Genomic DNA, 18,994 nt, shown 5'->3' on the forward strand with positions numbered 1-18,994 from the left:
TGGAGCGGGCCGGGCCGCGGGCCACTGCTCCACCCTTTACGCCACAGCCGCGGTAGCGACCAGTTCCTGCCAGCGGCCCGCAGGGTCAACCAGGGTGGCGACGCGGGTCACCCCCAGGCGACGGAGCAGGCTGGCGGCCACGTGCGAGCGGTAGCCTGAGGCGCAGTGGACGATCACCTGCCGATCGCGCGGAATGGCGTCGAGGCGGCGAGGCAGGAAGCCGAGGGGGATATGCAGCGCGCCGGTGAGGTGGATCGCGTCGTACTCGGTCTGGCCGCGGACGTCGAGGATCTGGACGTCGTCGCGGTTGAGGGCCTCGGCCAGGTCGTCGAGGGTGACAGTCGGCAGCGACTCCAGGGGCTGGCCGAGGCTGGCGGCGGGGAGGTAGCCGGGGATGTCGTCCACGCCAATGGCGCGCAGGGCGGTGAGGACGCTCGCCAGGTCGGCGCCTTCGGGCAGCACCAGGTAGGTCGGCCGGGAATAGTCAACGAACCAACCCACGTAGGTGCTGTACATCGCGGTGGTAGCCGGAACGCTGAGACTGCCAGGGATGTGACCGGCGACGAACTCCTCCTGGCTGCGAAGGTCCACCACCAGCGCGCCTTCGCTCAGGGCGAGGTCAATGGCGGCGCGGTCAACGACGACGGGGGCGGCAAGCTCGCTGAGCAGGGCCGGGCCGACCTTGTTGACGTATTTCATGCGGGCGAAGTAGCGGGGCGGCTCGGGCTGCCCGCTGAGCAGCCAGCGGACGAAGGCGTCTTCATCGCTGAACTGGAAGGCGGGATTGAAGCGCTTCTCGTAGCCCAGGGTGGTGGATGGGACGGCCCCCAGGGCCTTGCCGCAGGCGCTGCCGGCGCCGTGGGCCGGCCAGATCTGCAGATAGTCGGGCAGGGCCTTGAAGCGTTCGACGGAGTGAAACTGCATGCGCGCGCCGGGCTCCTTGGTGCCGACGAAGCCGGCGGCCTCTTCGAGCAGATCGGGGCGCCCGATGTCGCCAACGAAGAGGAAATCGCCGGTAAACACGCCCATCGGAGCATTGGCGGCGGCGGTGTCGGTAATCATGAAGGCGATATGTTCGAGGGTGTGGCCGGGGGTGGCGATGACCTCCACCTTGATGTTGCCGACCATCCAGCTATCCCCGTCGCGCACCAGAATGGCGCGATCCACTTCGGGATAGGCATATTTCCAGGCTGCGTCACCCATATCGCTGAGGTACATTTGCGCCCCGGTGCGAGCGGCCAGTTCGCGCACGCCGCTGACAAAATCGGCGTGGATGTGGGTTTCGGTCACGTGGGTGATGCGCAGCCCCTCCTTCGCAGCCACCTGGAGGTAGGGCTCGACGTTGCGCATTGGATCAATGACCATGGCCTCGCCAGTTCTGGCGCAGCCGATGAGGTAGGAGGCCTGGGCCAGGGTTTCGTCGTAGAAGTACTTCAACAGCATCGTCGTTTTCCTTTCCGTAAGACACGGTTGCGCTACGTGGCCGCCCGGGTTGCCGTTCGGGGGAGGCGCAGAGGCCGCGCCCTCGGCGGTCCGCTGGTTCCGCCCGCGGCGGGCGTTCTGGCGAAACCAGGGCGCCTCTGCCGCCCCGGGCGGCACTGGGGTTGCGGAGAGGCTACGCCGCTCCACGCCGAGTACGACGAAACGTTCTGTACGTGCCGCGGCCCACCGGCCCGCCGGGCGTCTGATGAAGATAAAGTATACAAACCGGGTATTTGCCCTGTAGCCCGGCGGCTGAAGCCGCGGGCTACCGATGCGAAGCCCGCCTGCGCGGGCTATACCAGATTTATTTCTTAATGATCATCAGCCGCCGGGCGTAAGGGGAGCGTGCAAGACTTTTCGTCACACCCCTCCACACCTCTCCCATCGGAGGGCAAAGCTCTCCCGGACCCTGCGGGCAGCGCGAACCAGCGCCGGGCGCGGCTGGCGCCTGACGATCCGCATTAACGAGGCGGAACTTGCGCGATGTGCGCAACGCTTGCTTGTCCGGGCAATGGCTGGTGGGGTTCGCGCTTCGGAGGAAACAATATCAGATCCGGGAGCTATGCACAAGCTACGAATCGCTTATGCTATCTCTAAGCTGTGACTTATACCAGGGGATTGCCTGCTGTGAGCCGGGGCAAGCCGGGCGCCCGGCCCCTCCTGACCCGGCCAGTTTCACCCCGGACCCGGCGCAGCGAAGCGCGGGGAACTACGCGGCCGCCCGGCCGCTCTACGAACGGGCCCTGGCCATTCGCGAGCGCGCGCTCGGCCCCGACCACCCGGATACCGCCCAAAGCCTCCACAACCTCGCCGAGCTCTTCCGAGTCCAGGGGAACTACGCGGCGGCTGAGCAACTCATGATCCGCGCCCTGCGGATCTACGAGGCCCGGCTAGGCCCGGACCACCCGGACACGCAGCGAGCACGTCGGAACCTCGCTGCCATCCAGCAGCGCCTCGGTGGAACGGCGCCGCCGCTCTGGCGGCGTATCCTGGGCCGCTGGCGGAGCGGGCGCTGATGCGCGCCGGGCCGGGGGGTGGCTGCGCCGAGCGGGGGCGCTCGGCGGGTCGGCGAGGAACGCGAAGGGGGCAGGGGGGTGAGGATCGCATTGGAATGCCGAAAACCCCTTCTCGCTCGAAAAACCCTACACCTGAGAGCTTCATCACACCCCCCCTTGCGGCGCTTGCGCCAGGCCCCCTTGGGGCGATAGCAGCCGGCGGCCGGCATCGCCGGCGCGACCAGGCGCTCAGCGTCCGCGCCCCGCCAAGCCGTGCACCAGCACCACACCGCCGTGGCCGGCTTCGTCGGGCGCGAGGCGGAGATCGCCGCTCCGGCCACCAACTCGGCACCCTGCTCCCGCGGACAGGATGATCGTGGTACCATGGGACTGCTATGAGGGTTCCATAGTCGTCCCGCCATCCACCATGCAACTCCCGCACGGGCGCGTGCATCAATCCAGTGCAACGACGAACCTGCCAACCATCCATCGCACACGGGGGGCGGGTCGCCGGGCGTCGATGCAGGTGAATGCCGCCGTCCGCACGGACGGCCGGCTTCAGCCCGCGCTGGCGCGATGTCAATCGCCGGATGCGTGTTGTAGGTCACGGATCGCCCGCCCGTGAGAGAGGAGCGATCCGGGCTTCCCAATGCCCCGGATCGGGATGGGATGCGAGGAGGCTGGAGAACCTGTAAGGTGAGCGCCGCCCCGGGCCTGCCGTTTTGTCCGTTGTGGAACAACGATGTTCACTCTGGATCTGTACAAGCTGGAGATCTTCGCCCGGGTGGCCGAGGCGGGGAGCCTGAGCCAGGCGGCGGCGCAGTTGCGCATGACCCAGTCGGGGGTGAGCCAGCACATCAAGGCGCTGGAGGATGGGCTGGGGACGCCGCTCTTCGAGCGGGGGCGGCGGGGGGTGCGGCTCACGCCCGCGGGGCGGCGGCTCTACGACTATAGCGAGGCGATCTTTCGCCTGGTGGCCGAGGCCGAACTGGCGGTGACGAATGTGCGCGGGTTGCGCGAGGGCCGCCTGACGATCGGCGCGACGCCCGGGGTGAGCGCCTACCTGCTCCCGGAATGGGTGCAGGCCTTCGGGGAACGCTACCCTAACCTCACCGTGATCGCCCAGACAGCCACGACCCCGGTGATCACCAGCGAACTGCGCGGCGGTCAGATGGACCTGGCGGTGATCGAAGGCGAGCTTGATGGCGAGACGCTCTTCGATCTGCGCGCGCGGGAACTCCAGGAGTTCGACCAGTACGTGGTGCTGGGGCGGCAACATCCCTGGTGGGACCGTCCGGCCGTCGCCCTGGAGGAACTGGCCGGCCAGCCGATGGTGACGCGACAGGCGGGCAGCCAGACCCGCATCTGGCTCGACCAGACCCTGCGCGAGCATGCGCTCACGCCGCGGGTGGTGGCCGAGCTGGATAATCTTGAATCGATGAAGCGCATGGTGATGTTGAGCGCGAGCCTGACCATCCTGCCGCTGTACACGGTGCGAGCCGAGGTGGAGTTGGGTCTGCTGCGGGCCATCCCCATCCACGGGCGTCCGCTGCGGCGCACGCTCCGCCTGCTCTGGCACGCCGCCCGCCCGCTCGGACCGGTGGCGCATACGTTTTTGCAGTTTCTCGGTGAACGGTTCCAGGCGAGCGATGCCCCGGCGAACCGTTAGAGCGCTGGCCGGAATGCCTGGTTCACCCCCGCGTTTTCCCGGAGGGGCGCGGGGAGGCGGAGCCTTCCCACATCCCCGTTCCGCCCGCGGCGGGCGCGCGCCTGCCGCACCTCCCCCGAGCGGTCGCCCACAAGGCCGCGCCGCGAAACCGCGTGTGATAAAACCCATAGCGCGAGTCAAAACAGGAGAGCATAATGTTGAGCCAGCAGGAGTGGCGCGAAGCGGCGGAGATGCTGCCGTTCCTGGCCGATCCCAACACCGAGATCAGCCGGGCCTTCGTGGCGCAAGCGATGTCAATCCACCTGCCCACGGGGGCAACGGTGTTTGAAGAGGGCGATCTCTGCGACAACTTCGCCATCCTGGCCCGCGGGCAGGTGCGGGTGTTCAAGATCGGCGAGACGGGGCGCGAAATTACCCTCTACCGCTTCGCCCGCGGCGAGAGTTGCATTCTCACCGCGAGTTGCATTCTCGGTGACCGGCACTTCCCGGCCATTGCCACGGTCGAAGAGCCGGCAACGGCCTTCGTGGTTCCGTACCAGGTCTTTCAGGAATGGATGGAGGTCTTCGCACCGTGGCGCGCCTATGTGTTTCAGTTGCTCGCGCGGCGCCTGGCGACGGTGATGGCCGTGGTTGATGAGGTGGCCTTCCGGCGCATGGATACGCGGCTGGCCGAGTTTCTGCTCCGCCGGGCCCCATCCGGCGGCCCATTGCACCTCACCCACCAGCAGATTGCGGCTGAGCTGGGCACCTCGCGCGAGGTGGTGAGCCGCATCCTGGCCGATTTTGCCGCCGCGGGGCTGGTGCACCTGGGACGGGGCAGCATCAGCGTGGCGGATCGCGCCGGCCTGGAACGCCGCGCGGCTGTGTGACTTTGTCACGGATCGGTGAGTCGAGATTGATTATACTTCGAGCTGCAACCCGGAGGACTGCGGCGCAACCCGGAGGGATGCGGCACAACCCGGAGGGTTGCGCCACCCAGGTCCTGTCGGGCAGGGGGACGGGGAAACCTGGTTTCTCCAAGTTCTCCTGAGATAGCAGAAAGCTATGAACAGGAGCAAAGAGATGCAAACCAATATGGGAACCATCGATCGTGGGGTGCGGGTGGCGCTGGCGGCGCTGTTCGCCATCCTGATCTTCACCGGCGTGATCAGCGGCTGGCTGGCGATCGTGCTGGGGGTGCTGGCGCTGGTCTTTGTGGGCACGAGCCTGATCGGCTTCTGCCCGCTGTACCTGCCGTTCGGGATCAATACCTGCGGGCGGCCGGCGGGGAAGGGGCGCGTGTAGTAAGCGCGCAGGTCGTCTCTGCTGTGACGCAAGGGCGCGAAGACGCAAAGCACCGGTGATATTCATGTCGCCGCTTTGCGTCTTCGCGTCTTTGCGTTAACACTTCTGAGCGATGCTCTCCGAAATCAGTCCATTTCCGCCAGCAGTTCCAGCACCACGACGCGGCACTGGAGGCATTCGAGCCGTTCCAGCAGCGCCCGCAGCCCCGCCCGGTCGAAGCTGAGCGTCTCGTGGGGCAGGGTTGGCGCCCGGGCGGGATCAATCGAGGCCACGACGCCGTAGAGCAACTGGTCGGAGAACGAGCTATTGATCGCCCAGCCCTGCCGGTTCAGCGGGCGCATGGTGGTGATAGCCCCCGCAGGGAGGCCCAGTTCGCGGACCAGGATGGCGGTCGCCGCCGTGAGGGGCGTCTGGCCGGCGGGGAGCCGCCCCCCCGGCAGGTCGAGGGTGGGGCGCCCGAGGCCGGGCCGGAACTGGGGACGGGGCAGCAGCAGCCGCCCCGTCTGGATCGGCGCGACAATGACCGAATGGGCGCGTTCGACGCGCCAGTAGTCGAGCAGGCGTCCCTGGTCATCGCGCCAGCGTTCGGCGATCAGGCGCACCCAGGGCGACTCGATGGTGACGATGGTCTCGCCGCGTTCCCAGGCGGGCGCGTCGGGGGAAGGGTTGTGGGCGTTCACGGATGATCCTTATTAGTCTGTGAACGAAGTTTTTCGGTAACTCCGCCCCCTCCCCAACCCTCCCCCGCTGGGGGAGGGAGTCCGGCTCCTCCCCCCAACGGGGGGAGGTTGGGAGGGGGGCGAAAATGCAAGGAAACTTACTTTACAGACTACTGCGTCACATATGCCTTGCCAGGGCCTGGCGCAGCACCGACTCGGGCTGGGCGCCAACCAGACGCTCAACGACCCGCCCGCGCTTGAAGATGTAGAGGGCCGGGATGCCGCTGATGCCGAAGCGCTGCGCAGTGTAGGGGTTCTCGTCCACGTTGAGTTTGGCCACCACGGCGCGCCCGGCGAACTCACGGGCCAGCCGTTCGACCGCCGGGGCGACCATGCGGCACGGCCCGCACCAGGGCGCCCAGAAGTCAACCAGGACCGGCTGCTCGCTGGCGCCAACGATCCGGTCAAAGGTAGCGTCGGTGAGCACGACGGGGCTGTCCGCGCCCCGGGGCGGAGGCGCGCTGGCGGCAGGTCCGGAGCGCGCTCCGGCGGCGGGTGGCGGGGGCGCCTGGCCCTCGATGGGCACGCTCGGCCCCTCGGGCAGCGGCGGGCGCGCGCCGCCGGCGGTAAGATGCTCGAACCAGGCGCGCAACGCCGCCTCGGCGGCCACGCCAGCGGAGCGGGCAACCGGCTGGCCGCGCTGTACGAAGACCAGCCCCGGCAGGCGCGTCACCTCGAAGCGCCGGGCCAGATCGGGGTACTCCTGCACATCCACCTGGGCGATCAGGGCGCGCCCGGCGTAGTCGGCGGCCAGGCGGTTCAGGGCCGGAGCGAGGTGCGCGCAGGTCTGACAATCGCGCCGGGTAAAGACGAGCAGCACCGGCACGCCCGCGTTGAGCACGCGGTCAATGCTCTGCGGGTTGGTGTGGATCGGGGCGGAGATCGTCATAGATTTCCTATTCCTTACCAAACTCTTACGAAACACTCGCGCGGGCCTTACATTCGAACGGTAACATTCTACCCGGAAATTATTCGTTCCGTATTGCACAAGAAATCAGGAGTTGCTACCATGACTATCGCCGAAGGCCAGACCGCTGTAGCCGCGTTTACTCCGGCCGAGCTGTACGCTCGCATGCTGCGCGACGAACCGCTGTTCATTCTCGACGTGCGCAACGAGGAGGAGTTCCGGCGCAGCCCCATCGAGGGCCGCGCGAACCTGACCGCGGTTAATGTTCCCTACTTCGAGTTCATCGAAGATGAGGACAGCGCCGTGGCGCGCGTTCCGGCGGGTCGCGAGATCCTCGTGGTGTGCGCCAGGGAGGGTTCCTCGCAGTACGTTGCCGGGGTGTTGCAGGAACGCGGCTACCAGGCGCGCTATCTGGAGGGCGGCTACGTGAGCTGGGGGAACTTCTACGACGTGCGTGATGTGGTAACGGCGGACTGGGGGCGCATCGTGCAGATCGCCCGCCCGGCTCGCGGCGACCTGAGCTTCGCCGTGATCAGCGGCGGCAAAGCAGCCCTGATTGACCCGATGCGCCACACTCAGGTTTACCGCGATGTGGTCGTTGAGGCCGGGGCCACCCTGACCCACATTTTTGACACTCACGTTCACGCTGACCACATCAGTGGCGGTCCGGCCCTGGCGCAGGAGACGGGCGCGTCTTACTACGTGCATGCCTACGACGCCATCCATCCGATTGACATGCTGCCCGCGGTAATCGCCTATACGCATGTTCAGGAGGGCGACCGCTTCGAGATCGGCGCAGTGACCATTACAGCCCGCTGGTTCCCCGGCCACACCCTGGGCCAGGTCAACTACCGTCTCGACGCGCCCGACGGCCGCAGCGCGCTCTTCACCGGCGACGGCATCTTCCTGCGCTCCTTCGGTCGCCCTGACCTGGGCGGCAAGGGGGAGGCCTGGACGCCGATCCTCTACCGTAGCATCACCGAGCGGCTGCCGCGCATGGCCGACGACGACACGCTGATCCTGCCGGCCCACTTCAGCACCCTCGACGAAGGCGATGCCAACGGCGTCTTTGCTGCCCCCTTCGCCGAGGTGCGCGCTGCCAACGACGCCCTGCGCCCGCGCGACGAGGCCGAGTTCACCAGCTACGTCCTGAGCCGCCTGCCGGTCTTTCCACCGGAATACGTGGAAATCAAGCGCGTCAACATTGGGCTGGTGACGCCCTGCGATGCCAGGGCCAACGAACTGGAGCTGGGCAAGAACATCTGCGCGTTGAGTGATGTCTGAGCCTTTCAGCGGGACTTCCGCTGTCCTGTTAACCAGAAACCGCACATCTATCGCGGCGCAGAGCCGCTGATCATGGAGGAAACTAGAGATGTCCATCGCATACGATCAGACCCTTGACGTGAAGGGCGCCAGGTGCCCGATGCCGCTGGTCAAGAGCCGCAAGGCGGTCAACGAACTGCCGGTGGGCCAGGTGCTCAGAGTGATCGCCACCGACCGCGGCTCCGTGGCCGATTTCCAGGGCTGGGTGAAGACGGCCCGGAACGTCGAACTCCTGGCCCAGGAGACCGTCACCGAAGGCGGCCAGGAACTGTTTGTGCACTACCTGAAGCGCACGGCGTAGGTGGCCGAGAAGGTCAGGGCGCCCGCTGTCCTTCCGTCAGGCAGGGGCGCGGGGAAACCCGGTTGCCGCTGCCGCAGCCCGGAGGGTTGCGCTACCGCCGGTCCGATTGGGCAGGGGCGCGGGGAAACCTGGTTTCCCCGCGCCTGTTCACATCAGTGTTGTGCAGCGAAATCGCGTTGAAACGAGGAACCAGACCAATGACCATAGAGACGATTGATCAAAAGGATACGCAGGGCCTGCTAGACCGCATTGCCGCCCTGGAGGCCCGCGTGGCCGCGCTGGAGGCGCACCCCTCGCAGGGGATCGAGGACCGTCTGGCGATAGTGGTCTTCTCCGGCGACCTCGACAAGGCCATTGCTGCCTTCATCATCGCCACCGGCGCGGCTTCGATGGGCCTGGAGGTGAGCATGTTCTTCACCTTCTGGGGGCTGAGCGCGGTGAAGAAGCAGAAGGTCTTCAGCGGCAAGGGCCTGCTGGAGCAGGGCTTCACGGCCATGCTGCCGGGCAAGCTGGGCGAGATGGGCCTCTCGCAGATGAACTTCTTCGGCGCGGGCGCGCAGATCATCCGCAGCCTGATGCGGAAGCACGAGGTCTCTTCGCCGGAGGAGCTCTTTAGCCTGGCCCGTGAACTGGGGGTGCGCATGGTCGTCTGCGACATGTCGCGCGAGTTGCTGGGAATCAAGGACGAAGAACTGGTGGACGGGCTGGAGACCGGCGGTGTGGCGACCTTCCTTGGCGACGCGGCGCGGGCCAAAGTGACGCTGTTTATCTGAGAGGAGGGCCCCCGACGTGACCAACGAACTTCCCTGTGCGGCGTTACAGCAGCGTATCGCCAGCGCCGCGCTACTGAGTTACGCCGTCACTCCCAGGGTGCTGCTGGCGGCGCAGCCGCAGCCTGAAGACTGGGAGAGGCTGGCCGAGGCCGGCTACACGACGGTCATCAACCTGCGGAGCGATCCCGAACGCTCGGCCATAGAGCAGCGCAATGCCGAAGCGGCGGGGCTGCGCTACTTTCACCGGCCCTGGCCGGCGTATGAACTGGAACGCGAGCACGTGGACGAACTGGCCGAACTCCTCGAGGACCCCGACGCGGGCCGGGTGATCTTCCATTGCCGCAGCGCCACCCGTGTAGGGCTGATGTGGCTGCTCTACCGGCAGATCCGCCATGGCTGGAGCCGCGAGCAGGCCGAGGCCGAACTGCGCGCCGCGGGCTACGACGATGAGGCTCTCGAGACCTTTGGCTTCTGCGCCGATGACTATTTCGAACGCACGGGGGAACAGGTGACCTGAGGCGGCGTAACCTGGAAGGTTGCGCCTACCAGGCCAACATAAGCCTTTTTCCCACTGGCGCGGACGTGCAGGCCCGGCGCCGCGCCGGTCTACACAGGCATAAGGACGTCCGAATGGCAACCTCTCAACCCATACCTTCCTCGACCCAGACCAGGGTCGCGACGCGGGCCGCCGGCTTGAGCCGCTACCTGCCGTTTACCCGCTGGCTGCTGCACTACCGCCGGGCGGACCTGCCAAGCGATCTGGTGGCCGGCGTGGTCACAGCAATCATGCTTATTCCGCAGAGCATGGCCTACGCTCAACTGGCGGGATTACCCCCACAGATGGGCCTCTACGCCTCGGTGGTCCCGCTGATCATCTATGCGCTGCTGGGCACCTCCGGGCAACTCTCGGTGGGGCCGGTGGCGATCACCTCGTTGCTGGTCTTCAGCGGTGTCAGCGCTCTGGCCGAACCGGGCAGCGCGCGCTACCTGCAACTGGTGCTGATCCTGGCCCTGATCGTCGGGGCGATCAAACTCTTGCTGGGGATGTTCCGGCTAGGGGTGATCCTCAACTTCATTTCACACCCGGTGCTGGCCGCCTTCACCTCGGCCTCGGCGCTGATCATCGCCGCCGGGCAACTCAAGCACCTCCTGGGCTTCAACGTTGCCGGCGACCGCTTCTACGAGGTGCTCTACCACGCCGTGCGGGACCTGGGGAAGACCAACCTGGTCACGTTGAGCATCGGCCTCGCCAGCATCGCGCTGCTGCTCTTTTTTCGCAAGGGCCTGCGGCCAATTCTGCAACGTCTGGGTCTGCGCCCGCTGGCGGTCACCCTGGTTGTGAGCGGGGCGCCGCTGGTGACGGTGCTGCTGGGCACGCTGGTTGCCTGGCTGTGGCGTCTCGACCAGCGCGCCGGGGTAACAGTTGTAGGGGCCATTCCATCCGGTCTCTCGCCGTTCCGTTGGCCCGCGCCGACCATCGGCGACGTGCAGGCGCTGTTGCCGGCGGCAGCGGCGATCGTGCTGGTCAGCGTGGTCGAATCGATCGCCGTAGCCAGGGCCCTGGCCAGCAAGCGCCGGCAGGCGATTGACCCGGACCAGGAACTGATCGCCCTTGGCGCGGCCAACATCGGGGCCGGGCTGTTCAGCGGCTACCCGGTGACCGGCGGCTTCGCCCGTTCGGTGGTCAACTTCCAGGCCGGCGCGGTCACCGGCGTGGCTTCGCTGGTGACCGCGGGGGGCATCGCGTTGATCCTGCTCTTTTTCACGCCCCTGTTCTACTACCTGCCCCAGGCGGTGCTGGCGGCAACGGTCGTCGTGGCCGTGTTTGGCCTGGTGGATCTGAAGGAAGCCCGACACATCTGGCAGGCCAACCAGAGCGACGCTATCACCTGGGGCGTCACCTTCGCCGCAGTGCTGCTGCTGGGCATTGAAACGGGCATCTTCCTTGGCGTAGGCGTCTCGTTGCTGCTCTACCTCTGGCGCACCAGCCGGCCGCACATCGCGGTGGTGGGCCGCCTGGGGGAGAGCGAGGTGTACCGCAACATTCTGCGCTATGACGTGCAGACCTGGCCCCACGTGGTGGCGGTGCGGGTAGACGAGAGCCTGTACTTCGCCAACACGCGCTACCTGGAGAACGCCCTGCTGCAAATTGTGGCCGAGCGGCCCGAGGTGAAGCATCTGGTGCTTATCGGCTCGGCGATCAACTTCATCGACTCGAGCGCGCTGCACACGCTTGAGTCGCTCATCGCAGAGTTAGGCGACGCGGGAGTGGAACTGCACCTGGCCGAAATCAAGGGGCCGGTGATGGACGGGCTGAAGCGGGCCCATTTTGTGGAGAAGATCGGCCCCGAGCGCATTCATCTGACGACCCATGCGGCGATGCAGCGCCTGGGGTGCCTGTAGGGCAACCTGGAAAGTTGCCCTACAGGCCTTACCCCGCCCGCAGCCGGGCGAGGCAACCTGGAAGGTTGCCCTACAGGGCTTACCCCGCCCGTAGACGGGCGAGAAGGCGCGCCTCCAGCTCAGGGGGCAGCGGCGGCGGGGGATTGGCGTCCAGATGGTGAAGGATGCGCACCGTCTGGCCTAGGGTATCGAGCACCACACGGCAGTCGGGGCAATCGGCCAGGTGCAACTCCAGCTCGGCGCAGAGATCGGCGGGGAGTTCACCGTCAAGGTAATCGTTCAGTTGCGCTACCAGTTCGCGACAGCGATCCAGATCGTGCGAATGGCCCGCATGGCTCATGCCTGATCCTCCGATCGGGCGGCGAGGTAATCGGCAAGGGCCTCGCGCAGGCGCAGGCGCGCCCGGTGAAGGCGCACCTTGACTGCACCCGGACTGATGCCGAGCTGCGCCGCAGTTTCCTCGGTGCTTAACCCCTCAACATCACGCAATACCACCACGACACGCAACTGCTCGGGCAACGCGGCGATAGCCCGCTCGATCTGGGCGCGCAGTTCACCGTCGAGCGCCACACGCTGCGGGTCGGGCGACCACGCCTGGAACTGGTGGGGCACCTCCTCGGGTTGAAGGTTTTCGGCAACATCTTCGAGAGCGATGTGCGGCTTGCGCCGCCGCAGCACCATCAGCCCCTCGTTGGTGGCAATGCGGTAGATCCAGGTTCCCAGACTGCTGGCGCCATCGAAGTTCGTCAGCGCGTCGCAGACCTTGATGAACGTGGATTGCAACACGCTCTCAGCCTCGTCAGGGTCGCCGGTGAGGCGCAGGGCGCGGGCGTAGACCAGCGGCGCGAAGCGTTTGACCAGGCAGGTGCAGGCATCGGGATCGTGGCGGCGAAGGGCGGCCAGCAGGGCGGCTTCATCGGCGTAGAGAGAAAGATCGATCGTCGGTCCGGGCATGGATTATCCCTCCACAGGCAGTATGCTTTCAGTATAACACGCCGCCTGTGGGCGGCTACAATGATGGACCGAAGCACCGGCAGCGCCGGTGCTTCGGCGTTACAGGGCACATGCTCGGACACTACGCGGCGACGGCCTCGCGCAGCTTCTGCAGCATCATTGACTCGGGGGCGGCCCCCTCGATGGAGACGAGATCGCCGATCACGGTCTTGGGCACGCCCATCACGGCGTAGCGGTCGCCAAGCTCGGGGAACTCGCTGACCTCGATGCCCTCGGCGCTGACGTGGGGGCTGGCGATGGCCAGGCGATAGGCCAGCACCACCGCGCGGGGGCAGTAGGGGCAGGTCGGCGTCACGAAGACCTGGAGGCGCAGAGGAGCGTTGAGACCCTCCAGAAACGCCGTGGTCGCGGGCATAAGTGAGGTGTCCGCCGCGCCGCCCATCATACGGATGGTCTCGATCAGGGTAGCGAACTCATAGCCGCTGGGCAGGCCGGCGAAGCGCACGCCGTGATCGACACGCTCGGCGCCGGCGAAGAACGCCACCGTCGGGGCCTTATCCACTCCCAGGGCTCCGGCCCGCTCCGCGTCAGTCTCGATGTCAAGCACTTCGAGGCTGATCTGGTCGTGCAGCGCGGCGACCTCCTCGAGCAACTCGCGCGCCACCTCGCTATACTCGCCGCTCTCCTCCGAGGTCACCAGCACCAGGTGTACCGGCTGCACCAGTCCCTCAAAGGCCTCCCGCACCGCGGCCCGGTCCTTGTCCTGTAAGAGGCTCATACTCGCAATCCTTCTCGGTTAGCCTGTTCCACTACCCGTTCGATGCCGCAGCCGCGAACGTGGTTACAGCTTACCATATATCGGCCGGTTCATGGGCGGTGGAAATGGTCGCGGGCGGCTGGCCCGAGTTGCCCGGTAAACGGGTTGTCTGACGCCATCGCACTCTGAACGGGTCATGGCGCGCCCCGGTCAGGCCAATGCTCCCTTCGGCGCCAGTTCAGGTTCGCGGCGGATGAGCTTGTAGAATTCCATCACTACCAGGATGGCGCCGGCGAGGGCCGCAAGGATCAGGAACTGCTCCAGGGTTGCCGGGGCGATGCGCAACAGCGATTGCATGAAGGGCACGTGCATCACCAGCGTATGCAAACCCAGGGCCGCGATCACCGCCACAAAGGCGAAGGGGTTGTTGCGGAGGGGCATGCGAAACGCCGAGACGTACTCCGAGCGGCAGTTGAAGACGTGGTAGTTCTGAAACAGGACGATCAGCAGCAGGAGCAGATTGCGCGCCGCTTCTACTTCCCAACCCGCGTTGAGCAGATAGATCCAGACTCCGAAGCCGATCAGCCCGATGGTCAACCCGGAGAGCGCCACCTGCTCGACCATGCGCCGGTTGAAGATGCCCTCGTCGGGCCGTCTGGGGGGCCGGCGCATCAGCCCTTTTTCCCCCGCTTCGAAGGAGAGGGCGATGTGTTGGATGCCGTTGGTGACCAGGTTGAGCCAGAGGATCTGCACGGCGATGAGGGGCAGGGGGAAATCGAGGGCCACCGCCAGCAGGAAGAGCAGCACCTCTGCCGCGCCGGTAGATACCAGCAGCAGAATGACCTTGCGCACGTTGGCGTAGGCGTAGCGCCCCTCCTCCACGCCATGGACGATCGAGGCGAAATTGTCGTCGGTGACGATGATGTCGGCGGTGTCTTTGGCAATGTCGGTGCCCGATCCCATGGCCACGCCGATGTTGGCGGCCCGCAGCGCCGGCGCGTCGTTCACCCCGTCGCCGGTGACGGCCACGAAGTGCCCCTGCGCCCGCAGGGCCTCGACGATGTGCAACTTCTGCAACGGCGTAACCCGCGCGAAGACGTGGACGCCGCGGGTGCGCTCCAGAAAGTCCGCTTCGCTGCCGCTTTGCACGTGGGGCAGGTCACGGCCCACTACCAGGTCGTCGGGTTCGCTGGCGATGCTCAGGTCGCGGGCAATGGCCAGCGCCGTGGCAGGATGGTCGCCTGTAACCATGGCCACCTGCACCCCGGCGGCGCGGCATTCTGCCACCGCGTCTCTGGCCTCCGGTCGCAGCGGGTCAATCATGCCCACCAGGCCGAGCAGCGTCAGGCCCTCCAGGTGGTGTTCATCGAGGGCAGCGGGGTCGCCCACGTAACGGCCCCGAGCCACGGCGATCACCCGGTAGCCGCGGGCGGCCAGTTGGTCCGCGGTGGCAGTGATGGCCTCCGGGGTTAGCGGCAGCGGACCATCGGACCCCTGCATTGTGTCGCAGAAGGCGAGGACGCGCTCGGTGGCGCCCTTTACGGCCACCGTGACCTGCCCGTCCTGCTCAAAGGCCACGGCGGCATACTGGCGCTCCGACTCGAAGGGGATGGCGCCCAGCGCCGGCATGGCCTGCCGCAGGCCGGGCACGTCCAGGCCGGCCTTGTAGCCCAGGGCCAGGAAGGCCACGTCAACCGCGTCGCCCGAGTGCTGCCAGGTGTCGTCAATCTGGCGCAGTTCGCCCTCGTTGCAGAGGGTTCCCGCCAGGGCCAGGGCGGCGGCCCGCTCCGCGAGCGGCGGGGGCGCTGGCTCGTCATCGACGTTGATGGCCCCCTGGCCGTTGTAACCCTCCCCCGAAACCGCCAACTGCTCGCCGGTGGGCAGGACCAGCAGGCGAATGGTCTGCATATTCACCGTCAGCGTGCCGGTCTTGTCGCTGGCGATGATGGTGCAACTGCCCAGGCCCTCGACGGCGGTCATTTTCCGCACGATCACCCGGCGCCGGGCCATGCGTTGCACGGCGACCGAGAGGGCCACCGTCAGGGCCACCGGCAAACCTTCGGGGATGGCCGAGACCGCCAGGGCCACCGCCAGGAAGAAAATCTCGGTGAAGGGGGTTCCCCGCGTGAGCGAGATCGCCACCAGCGCGCCCGCGGCGACCAGCACCACCACGCTGATCCAGCGGCTGAAGCGTTCCATGCGGATCACCAGGGGCGGTTTCACCTCCTCGCCCCTGGCCGTAGCCTCGGCAATTTTGCCGATCTCGGTGTGGGTGCCGGTGGCGATCACCACCCCGACCGCTCGCCCGGTGGCCACCGTGGCGCCGGCATAGGCCAGATTCGCGCGATCGGCCACGGGGGTTTCTGGAGCGAGGGTGATGGCGGCGGTTTTGGTGGCCGCCTCGGACTCGCCGGTGAGGAAGGCTTCGTTCACCGCCAGGTTGGTGGCGGTGAGCAGGTAGAGATCGGCCGGCACCCGATCGCCTGACTCGATCAGCACCACATCACCTGGCACGAGGTCCTCGGCGCTGCGTTGCTGCACCCGCCCATCGCGCCGCACGCGGGTGGTGACGGTAAGCAGGGTGCGCAGGGCCGCGGCGCTCTGTTCGGCCCGATTCTCTTGATAGGCGCCGAGGACGGCATTGATCAGGATCACGGCGAAGATGAACACGGCGTCCTTGACATCGCCGATGAGCAGCGAGACCACCGCGGCGGCCAGCAGAACGTAAATCAAGGGGCTGAGGAACTGCCGCAGGAAGATCTCCCAGAGGGGCGGGGCGGCGCGGGTGGGAAACTGGTTCGGGCCATAGTGGGCCAGGCGACGCTCCGCCTCGGCGCTGGTGAGACCCTCGGGGCCGCTGTGCAATGCCTCGAGCGCCTCGTTGGGCGGAAGGGTGTGCCAGAGCGTGCTGCCCGGGGGAAGGACGGCGTGTCGCACGTCCGGATCGGTGGTATGCAGGGTCATGGGACTTGCTTTCTGTCGGTGGCGGACGAGCGCAGCGCGTGAGGAGGATTCGGCAGCGGAACCGCTCCCGGAAGAAGCAGGGGTTGGCGGGGAACGGCGAGGGGTGAGAAACGGGGGATCCTCAGGCGCGGTCATCGGCGCCAGGCTTGCCTGGCCCCAGTATAGCAAGTTTATCGTTAGGAACCAATGCCCCACGCGTGAAGGGTGGTTATCCCCCCAGGGGGATCGCAATCGCCACCATCACCACCGCCAGGGTCATAACCAGCAGTCCCGTTTTCCAGGGATTGGCGCCGGTATACACGCCCCAGCGATAGCCGAAGACGAAGAGCATCCCAAAGGAGATAAGGTTCGACAGCCGCAGCGCCAGGTCGAACTGGCCGCGCAGAAGAACCAGCGGGAGCAGCGAGGGGAACACCGCCACCAGCGCGACGACCACCGAGCCAAGGGCGCCCAGCACATCGGCGGCCTGCAACCCCACCGGGCGCGGATAACCCTGGCGCAGGTGTTGCAGCAGGTAGCGATAGACCACCTGCCGATCCTCTTCGCTGGTGATCGGCTCAAGGATGTAGTCGAGTTCCTCGGCGACGATCGTGATGCCGGCCTGCTCGCTCTCGGCCTGCTGGACCTCTTGAAGAAAGCGATACCGCTCACGCCGCTGAAACATTTCGAGCAGCATGTACATCAGCCCGTCAATCAGGCCCCAGGCCAGAATGGCCCCGACAGCGGCAACCACGAACTCGGTCGCATAGATCGCCGAGGACGGCGGCTCAACCTGTCCGGCAACGGTAAGCGCGCGGAAGGCCAGGGTGAAGGTGAGCAAGATCAGCACGCTGTAAATGGCCTCGGAGAGCAGATCGATCGGGTCGAGGAAACGGGCGAGGAGGGCCTCCCCTGGCGCCCGGGGCGCGGGGCGCGAAGGACGCCGTGATTGCTGGCGAATGGACATAGTCATTAGAATGGAGCGGGGCCGGTACCTCCCCCTTCAACCGGCATTCAGGTCGCTGAGGCCCTTCCATGGGCAGGGGGATGGGGAAACCTGGTTTCCCCATCCCCCTCCAACAACGCTATTCACATCAGGACTATTCCTCGCTGAAGATTTCGCGGAGTTTTGCCTCCTGCTCGGTCGAGAGGTTGCTGGCGATCAACTCGGCGTCGAGGGTCCCTAGCTCGCTGCGGATGCGATCGACCACTTCATCGGCGCTCATCAGGAATAGCGCCGAAGTGCCCGGAACGACCTTTTCCCGGACCTCTTTGATAAAGTTGTCATCAATGCCTACATCGGCGAACGAGCCGGTGATCGCGCCGGTGGCTGCGCCGATCAATGCCCCCATAAACGGCATCAGGAAGATCAGCCCGAAGAGCATGCCCCAGAAGGCGCCGGTGAGGGCGCCGGCGCCGGCCAGATTGTAGAGTTGCCGCGTCCTGGGCTTCTTCTTGTCAGCGGGCCAGGTGACGATCGCCGCGTCGAGGATGGTGATCAGTTGCTGCTTCTGAAGATCCTGCAACTTGCTGAGGGTCTGCTCGGCGCCATCGGGGGTCGGAAACTTGAACACGGTCAGCGTGGCCATCGTGCGCTCCTTACTTCGAGTTGCGAGTTCCTGAGGCGGCATTCATCGCCCGCCACGTCCATCGATTCAGGTGAAAACTGATCGTGTAGCAACAGGCATAGAACGGCGAAGTTTACTCGGCCCGCCCTTCCGTGGGGTGGGGACGGGAAACTGCCTTCCGCATCTTAAGGCGAAAGATGTTCGCCCGCGGCAGGGCGATGGTGCACTCTGTTCAGTGTAGCACATACGCCTCTGCTGGCGTCACTCAAAAAGGAGTATTTTTGTCGGCCCTGAGCGGTCTGTAAATTAAGTCTTGCGCTAGACCCTCGCCCCCTCCCCAATCCTCCCCCGCCGGGGGAGGAAGCCCGGTGCCTCCCCTCCTACGGGGGGAGGCTGGGAGGGGGGCGGAAATTCCAGGAGACGTACTCTACAGACTAAGCAGGCGCCCGGCGGGCCGATGGGCCGCGGCACGTGCAGAACGTTTCGTCGCACCCCGGCCCCGATTTGTTCGCTGCCAGCGACTCGCGTATACTGTAAGATATAACTCTGTTTACGGCACGAACGGTCAGTCTACAGCATCCATGAGAAAAGTCGCCTCTCTGGACCGCCTGGTTATTCCAACCAAGTTGACCCCCCCCTCCTACCGTGAGACGTGGGTGAGGCGCGCGCATTTAGTGGAACGGTTGGGCTTTCCCCCGACCCGGCGGCTGACCGTAATCGTGGCGCCAGCAGGCTTCGGAAAGTCCACTCTGGCGGCCCAGTGGCTCTTTGGTTCACCCCATCGTGTGAATGGCAGTTCGATTGGCCGCCACACGTCACGATACCCGGTGGCCTGGCTCACGCTCGACGAGCACGACCAGGACCCGCTGCGCCTCCTCGCCTACCTGGCAGGCGCGGTCGAGCACGCCGCCCCCGG

At 66.3% G+C, this 18,994-nt stretch carries 19 protein-coding genes; 10 read left to right on the forward strand and 9 right to left on the reverse strand.

The window, feature by feature from the left end:
* Positions 1-36: 36 nt before the first annotated feature.
* Positions 37-1,443 (reverse strand): rhodanese-like domain-containing protein, encoded by a 1,407-nt coding sequence (locus NZU74_02595; GenBank protein ID MCS6880195.1) that lies wholly within the window; start codon positions 1,441-1,443, stop codon positions 37-39.
* A gap of 623 nt (positions 1,444-2,066) precedes the next feature.
* Between NZU74_02595 and NZU74_02600 the strand changes: the two genes are divergently transcribed.
* From NZU74_02600 to NZU74_02615, 4 genes are all read left to right on the forward strand, one after another.
* Positions 2,067-2,498 (forward strand): tetratricopeptide repeat protein, encoded by a 432-nt coding sequence (locus tag NZU74_02600; GenBank protein MCS6880196.1) that lies wholly within the window; start codon positions 2,067-2,069, stop codon positions 2,496-2,498.
* Positions 2,499-3,219: 721 nt separating this feature from the next.
* Positions 3,220-4,146, forward strand: a complete 927-nt coding sequence (locus NZU74_02605) for a LysR family transcriptional regulator (GenBank protein MCS6880197.1) — start codon at positions 3,220-3,222, stop codon at positions 4,144-4,146.
* Positions 4,147-4,340: 194 nt separating this feature from the next.
* Positions 4,341-5,015: a Crp/Fnr family transcriptional regulator gene (locus NZU74_02610; protein ID MCS6880198.1), complete on the forward strand. Its 675-nt coding sequence runs from the start codon at positions 4,341-4,343 to the stop codon at positions 5,013-5,015.
* Positions 5,016-5,208: 193 nt separating this feature from the next.
* Complete coding sequence (locus NZU74_02615; GenBank protein ID MCS6880199.1) at positions 5,209-5,430, forward strand: DUF2892 domain-containing protein; 222 nt, start codon at positions 5,209-5,211, stop codon at positions 5,428-5,430.
* Between the two features lie 125 nt (positions 5,431-5,555).
* Here the strand turns inward: NZU74_02615 and NZU74_02620 are convergent, their stop codons facing one another.
* Positions 5,556-6,110, reverse strand: a complete 555-nt coding sequence (locus tag NZU74_02620; protein ID MCS6880200.1) for an NUDIX hydrolase — start codon at positions 6,108-6,110, stop codon at positions 5,556-5,558.
* A 157-nt stretch (positions 6,111-6,267) separates the two neighbouring features.
* On the reverse strand, positions 6,268-7,038 hold the full coding sequence (gene trxA / locus NZU74_02625) for a thioredoxin (GenBank protein MCS6880201.1): 771 nt from the start codon (positions 7,036-7,038) through the stop codon (positions 6,268-6,270).
* A gap of 120 nt (positions 7,039-7,158) precedes the next feature.
* Here trxA and NZU74_02630 point away from each other — a divergent pair, with 120 nt between their 5' ends.
* The 5 genes from NZU74_02630 to NZU74_02650 all read left to right on the forward strand — a co-directional run bounded on the left by NZU74_02630 (position 7,159) and on the right by NZU74_02650 (position 11,856).
* Positions 7,159-8,340: an MBL fold metallo-hydrolase gene (locus tag NZU74_02630; GenBank protein MCS6880202.1), complete on the forward strand. Its 1,182-nt coding sequence runs from the start codon at positions 7,159-7,161 to the stop codon at positions 8,338-8,340.
* Between the two features lie 88 nt (positions 8,341-8,428).
* Positions 8,429-8,680, forward strand: a complete 252-nt coding sequence (locus NZU74_02635) for a sulfurtransferase TusA family protein (protein ID MCS6880203.1) — start codon at positions 8,429-8,431, stop codon at positions 8,678-8,680.
* A 197-nt stretch (positions 8,681-8,877) separates the two neighbouring features.
* Complete coding sequence (locus NZU74_02640) at positions 8,878-9,453, forward strand: DsrE/DsrF/DrsH-like family protein (protein MCS6880204.1); 576 nt, start codon at positions 8,878-8,880, stop codon at positions 9,451-9,453.
* Positions 9,454-9,469: 16 nt separating this feature from the next.
* Complete coding sequence (locus NZU74_02645; GenBank protein MCS6880205.1) at positions 9,470-9,970, forward strand: protein tyrosine phosphatase family protein; 501 nt, start codon at positions 9,470-9,472, stop codon at positions 9,968-9,970.
* Positions 9,971-10,083: 113 nt separating this feature from the next.
* Positions 10,084-11,856, forward strand: a complete 1,773-nt coding sequence (locus NZU74_02650; GenBank protein MCS6880206.1) for a solute carrier family 26 protein — start codon at positions 10,084-10,086, stop codon at positions 11,854-11,856.
* A gap of 79 nt (positions 11,857-11,935) precedes the next feature.
* Here NZU74_02650 and NZU74_02655 read toward each other — a convergent pair whose 3' ends face one another.
* The 6 genes from NZU74_02655 to NZU74_02680 all read right to left on the reverse strand — a co-directional run bounded on the left by NZU74_02655 (position 11,936) and on the right by NZU74_02680 (position 18,099).
* Positions 11,936-12,196 carry a zf-HC2 domain-containing protein gene (locus NZU74_02655; protein ID MCS6880207.1) on the reverse strand — a complete coding sequence of 87 codons (261 nt, stop codon included), beginning with the start codon at positions 12,194-12,196 and terminating at the stop codon, positions 11,936-11,938.
* Complete coding sequence (locus tag NZU74_02660; GenBank protein MCS6880208.1) at positions 12,193-12,810, reverse strand: sigma-70 family RNA polymerase sigma factor; 618 nt, start codon at positions 12,808-12,810, stop codon at positions 12,193-12,195. Before NZU74_02660 ends, NZU74_02655 begins: the two co-directional genes overlap by 4 nt.
* A 121-nt stretch (positions 12,811-12,931) precedes the next feature.
* A complete protein-coding gene (locus NZU74_02665) occupies positions 12,932-13,588 on the reverse strand; it encodes a thioredoxin family protein (protein ID MCS6880209.1) in 657 nt (218 codons plus the stop codon).
* Between the two features lie 189 nt (positions 13,589-13,777).
* Positions 13,778-16,531: an HAD-IC family P-type ATPase gene (locus NZU74_02670; protein ID MCS6880210.1), complete on the reverse strand. Its 2,754-nt coding sequence runs from the start codon at positions 16,529-16,531 to the stop codon at positions 13,778-13,780.
* Between the two features lie 208 nt (positions 16,532-16,739).
* A complete protein-coding gene (locus NZU74_02675) occupies positions 16,740-17,477 on the reverse strand; it encodes a hypothetical protein (GenBank protein ID MCS6880211.1) in 738 nt (245 codons plus the stop codon).
* A 133-nt stretch (positions 17,478-17,610) separates the two neighbouring features.
* Positions 17,611-18,099, reverse strand: a complete 489-nt coding sequence (locus tag NZU74_02680; GenBank protein ID MCS6880212.1) for a DUF1269 domain-containing protein — start codon at positions 18,097-18,099, stop codon at positions 17,611-17,613.
* Positions 18,100-18,752: 653 nt separating this feature from the next.
* Between NZU74_02680 and NZU74_02685 the strand changes: the two genes are divergently transcribed.
* On the forward strand, positions 18,753-18,994 hold a 242-nt coding region (locus tag NZU74_02685), incomplete at its 3' end, for a hypothetical protein (GenBank protein ID MCS6880213.1).

It is taken from the genome of Chloroflexaceae bacterium (genome assembly GCA_025057155.1).
GTDB lineage: Bacteria > Chloroflexota > Chloroflexia > Chloroflexales > Chloroflexaceae > JACAEO01.

What these genes read in the sequence shown, in the direction of transcription:
- NZU74_02640 (MCS6880204.1), top strand. Translation starts at nt 8,878, where the DNA reads ATGACCATAGAGACGATTGATCAAAAGGATACGCAGGGCCTGCTAGAC.
- NZU74_02600 (MCS6880196.1), top strand. Translation starts at nt 2,067, where the DNA reads ATGCTATCTCTAAGCTGTGACTTATACCAGGGGATTGCCTGCTGTGAG.
- NZU74_02635 (MCS6880203.1), top strand. Translation starts at nt 8,429, where the DNA reads ATGTCCATCGCATACGATCAGACCCTTGACGTGAAGGGCGCCAGGTGC.
- NZU74_02610 (MCS6880198.1), top strand. Translation starts at nt 4,341, where the DNA reads ATGTTGAGCCAGCAGGAGTGGCGCGAAGCGGCGGAGATGCTGCCGTTC.
- NZU74_02665 (MCS6880209.1), bottom strand. Translation starts at nt 13,588, where the DNA reads ATGAGCCTCTTACAGGACAAGGACCGGGCCGCGGTGCGGGAGGCCTTT.
- trxA (MCS6880201.1), bottom strand. Translation starts at nt 7,038, where the DNA reads ATGACGATCTCCGCCCCGATCCACACCAACCCGCAGAGCATTGACCGC.
- NZU74_02650 (MCS6880206.1), top strand. Translation starts at nt 10,084, where the DNA reads ATGGCAACCTCTCAACCCATACCTTCCTCGACCCAGACCAGGGTCGCG.
- NZU74_02630 (MCS6880202.1), top strand. Translation starts at nt 7,159, where the DNA reads ATGACTATCGCCGAAGGCCAGACCGCTGTAGCCGCGTTTACTCCGGCC.
- NZU74_02595 (MCS6880195.1), bottom strand. Translation starts at nt 1,443, where the DNA reads ATGCTGTTGAAGTACTTCTACGACGAAACCCTGGCCCAGGCCTCCTAC.
- NZU74_02660 (MCS6880208.1), bottom strand. Translation starts at nt 12,810, where the DNA reads ATGCCCGGACCGACGATCGATCTTTCTCTCTACGCCGATGAAGCCGCC.
- NZU74_02675 (MCS6880211.1), bottom strand. Translation starts at nt 17,477, where the DNA reads ATGTCCATTCGCCAGCAATCACGGCGTCCTTCGCGCCCCGCGCCCCGG.
- NZU74_02670 (MCS6880210.1), bottom strand. Translation starts at nt 16,531, where the DNA reads ATGACCCTGCATACCACCGATCCGGACGTGCGACACGCCGTCCTTCCC.
- NZU74_02655 (MCS6880207.1), bottom strand. Translation starts at nt 12,196, where the DNA reads ATGAGCCATGCGGGCCATTCGCACGATCTGGATCGCTGTCGCGAACTG.
- NZU74_02605 (MCS6880197.1), top strand. Translation starts at nt 3,220, where the DNA reads ATGTTCACTCTGGATCTGTACAAGCTGGAGATCTTCGCCCGGGTGGCC.
- NZU74_02680 (MCS6880212.1), bottom strand. Translation starts at nt 18,099, where the DNA reads ATGGCCACGCTGACCGTGTTCAAGTTTCCGACCCCCGATGGCGCCGAG.
- NZU74_02615 (MCS6880199.1), top strand. Translation starts at nt 5,209, where the DNA reads ATGCAAACCAATATGGGAACCATCGATCGTGGGGTGCGGGTGGCGCTG.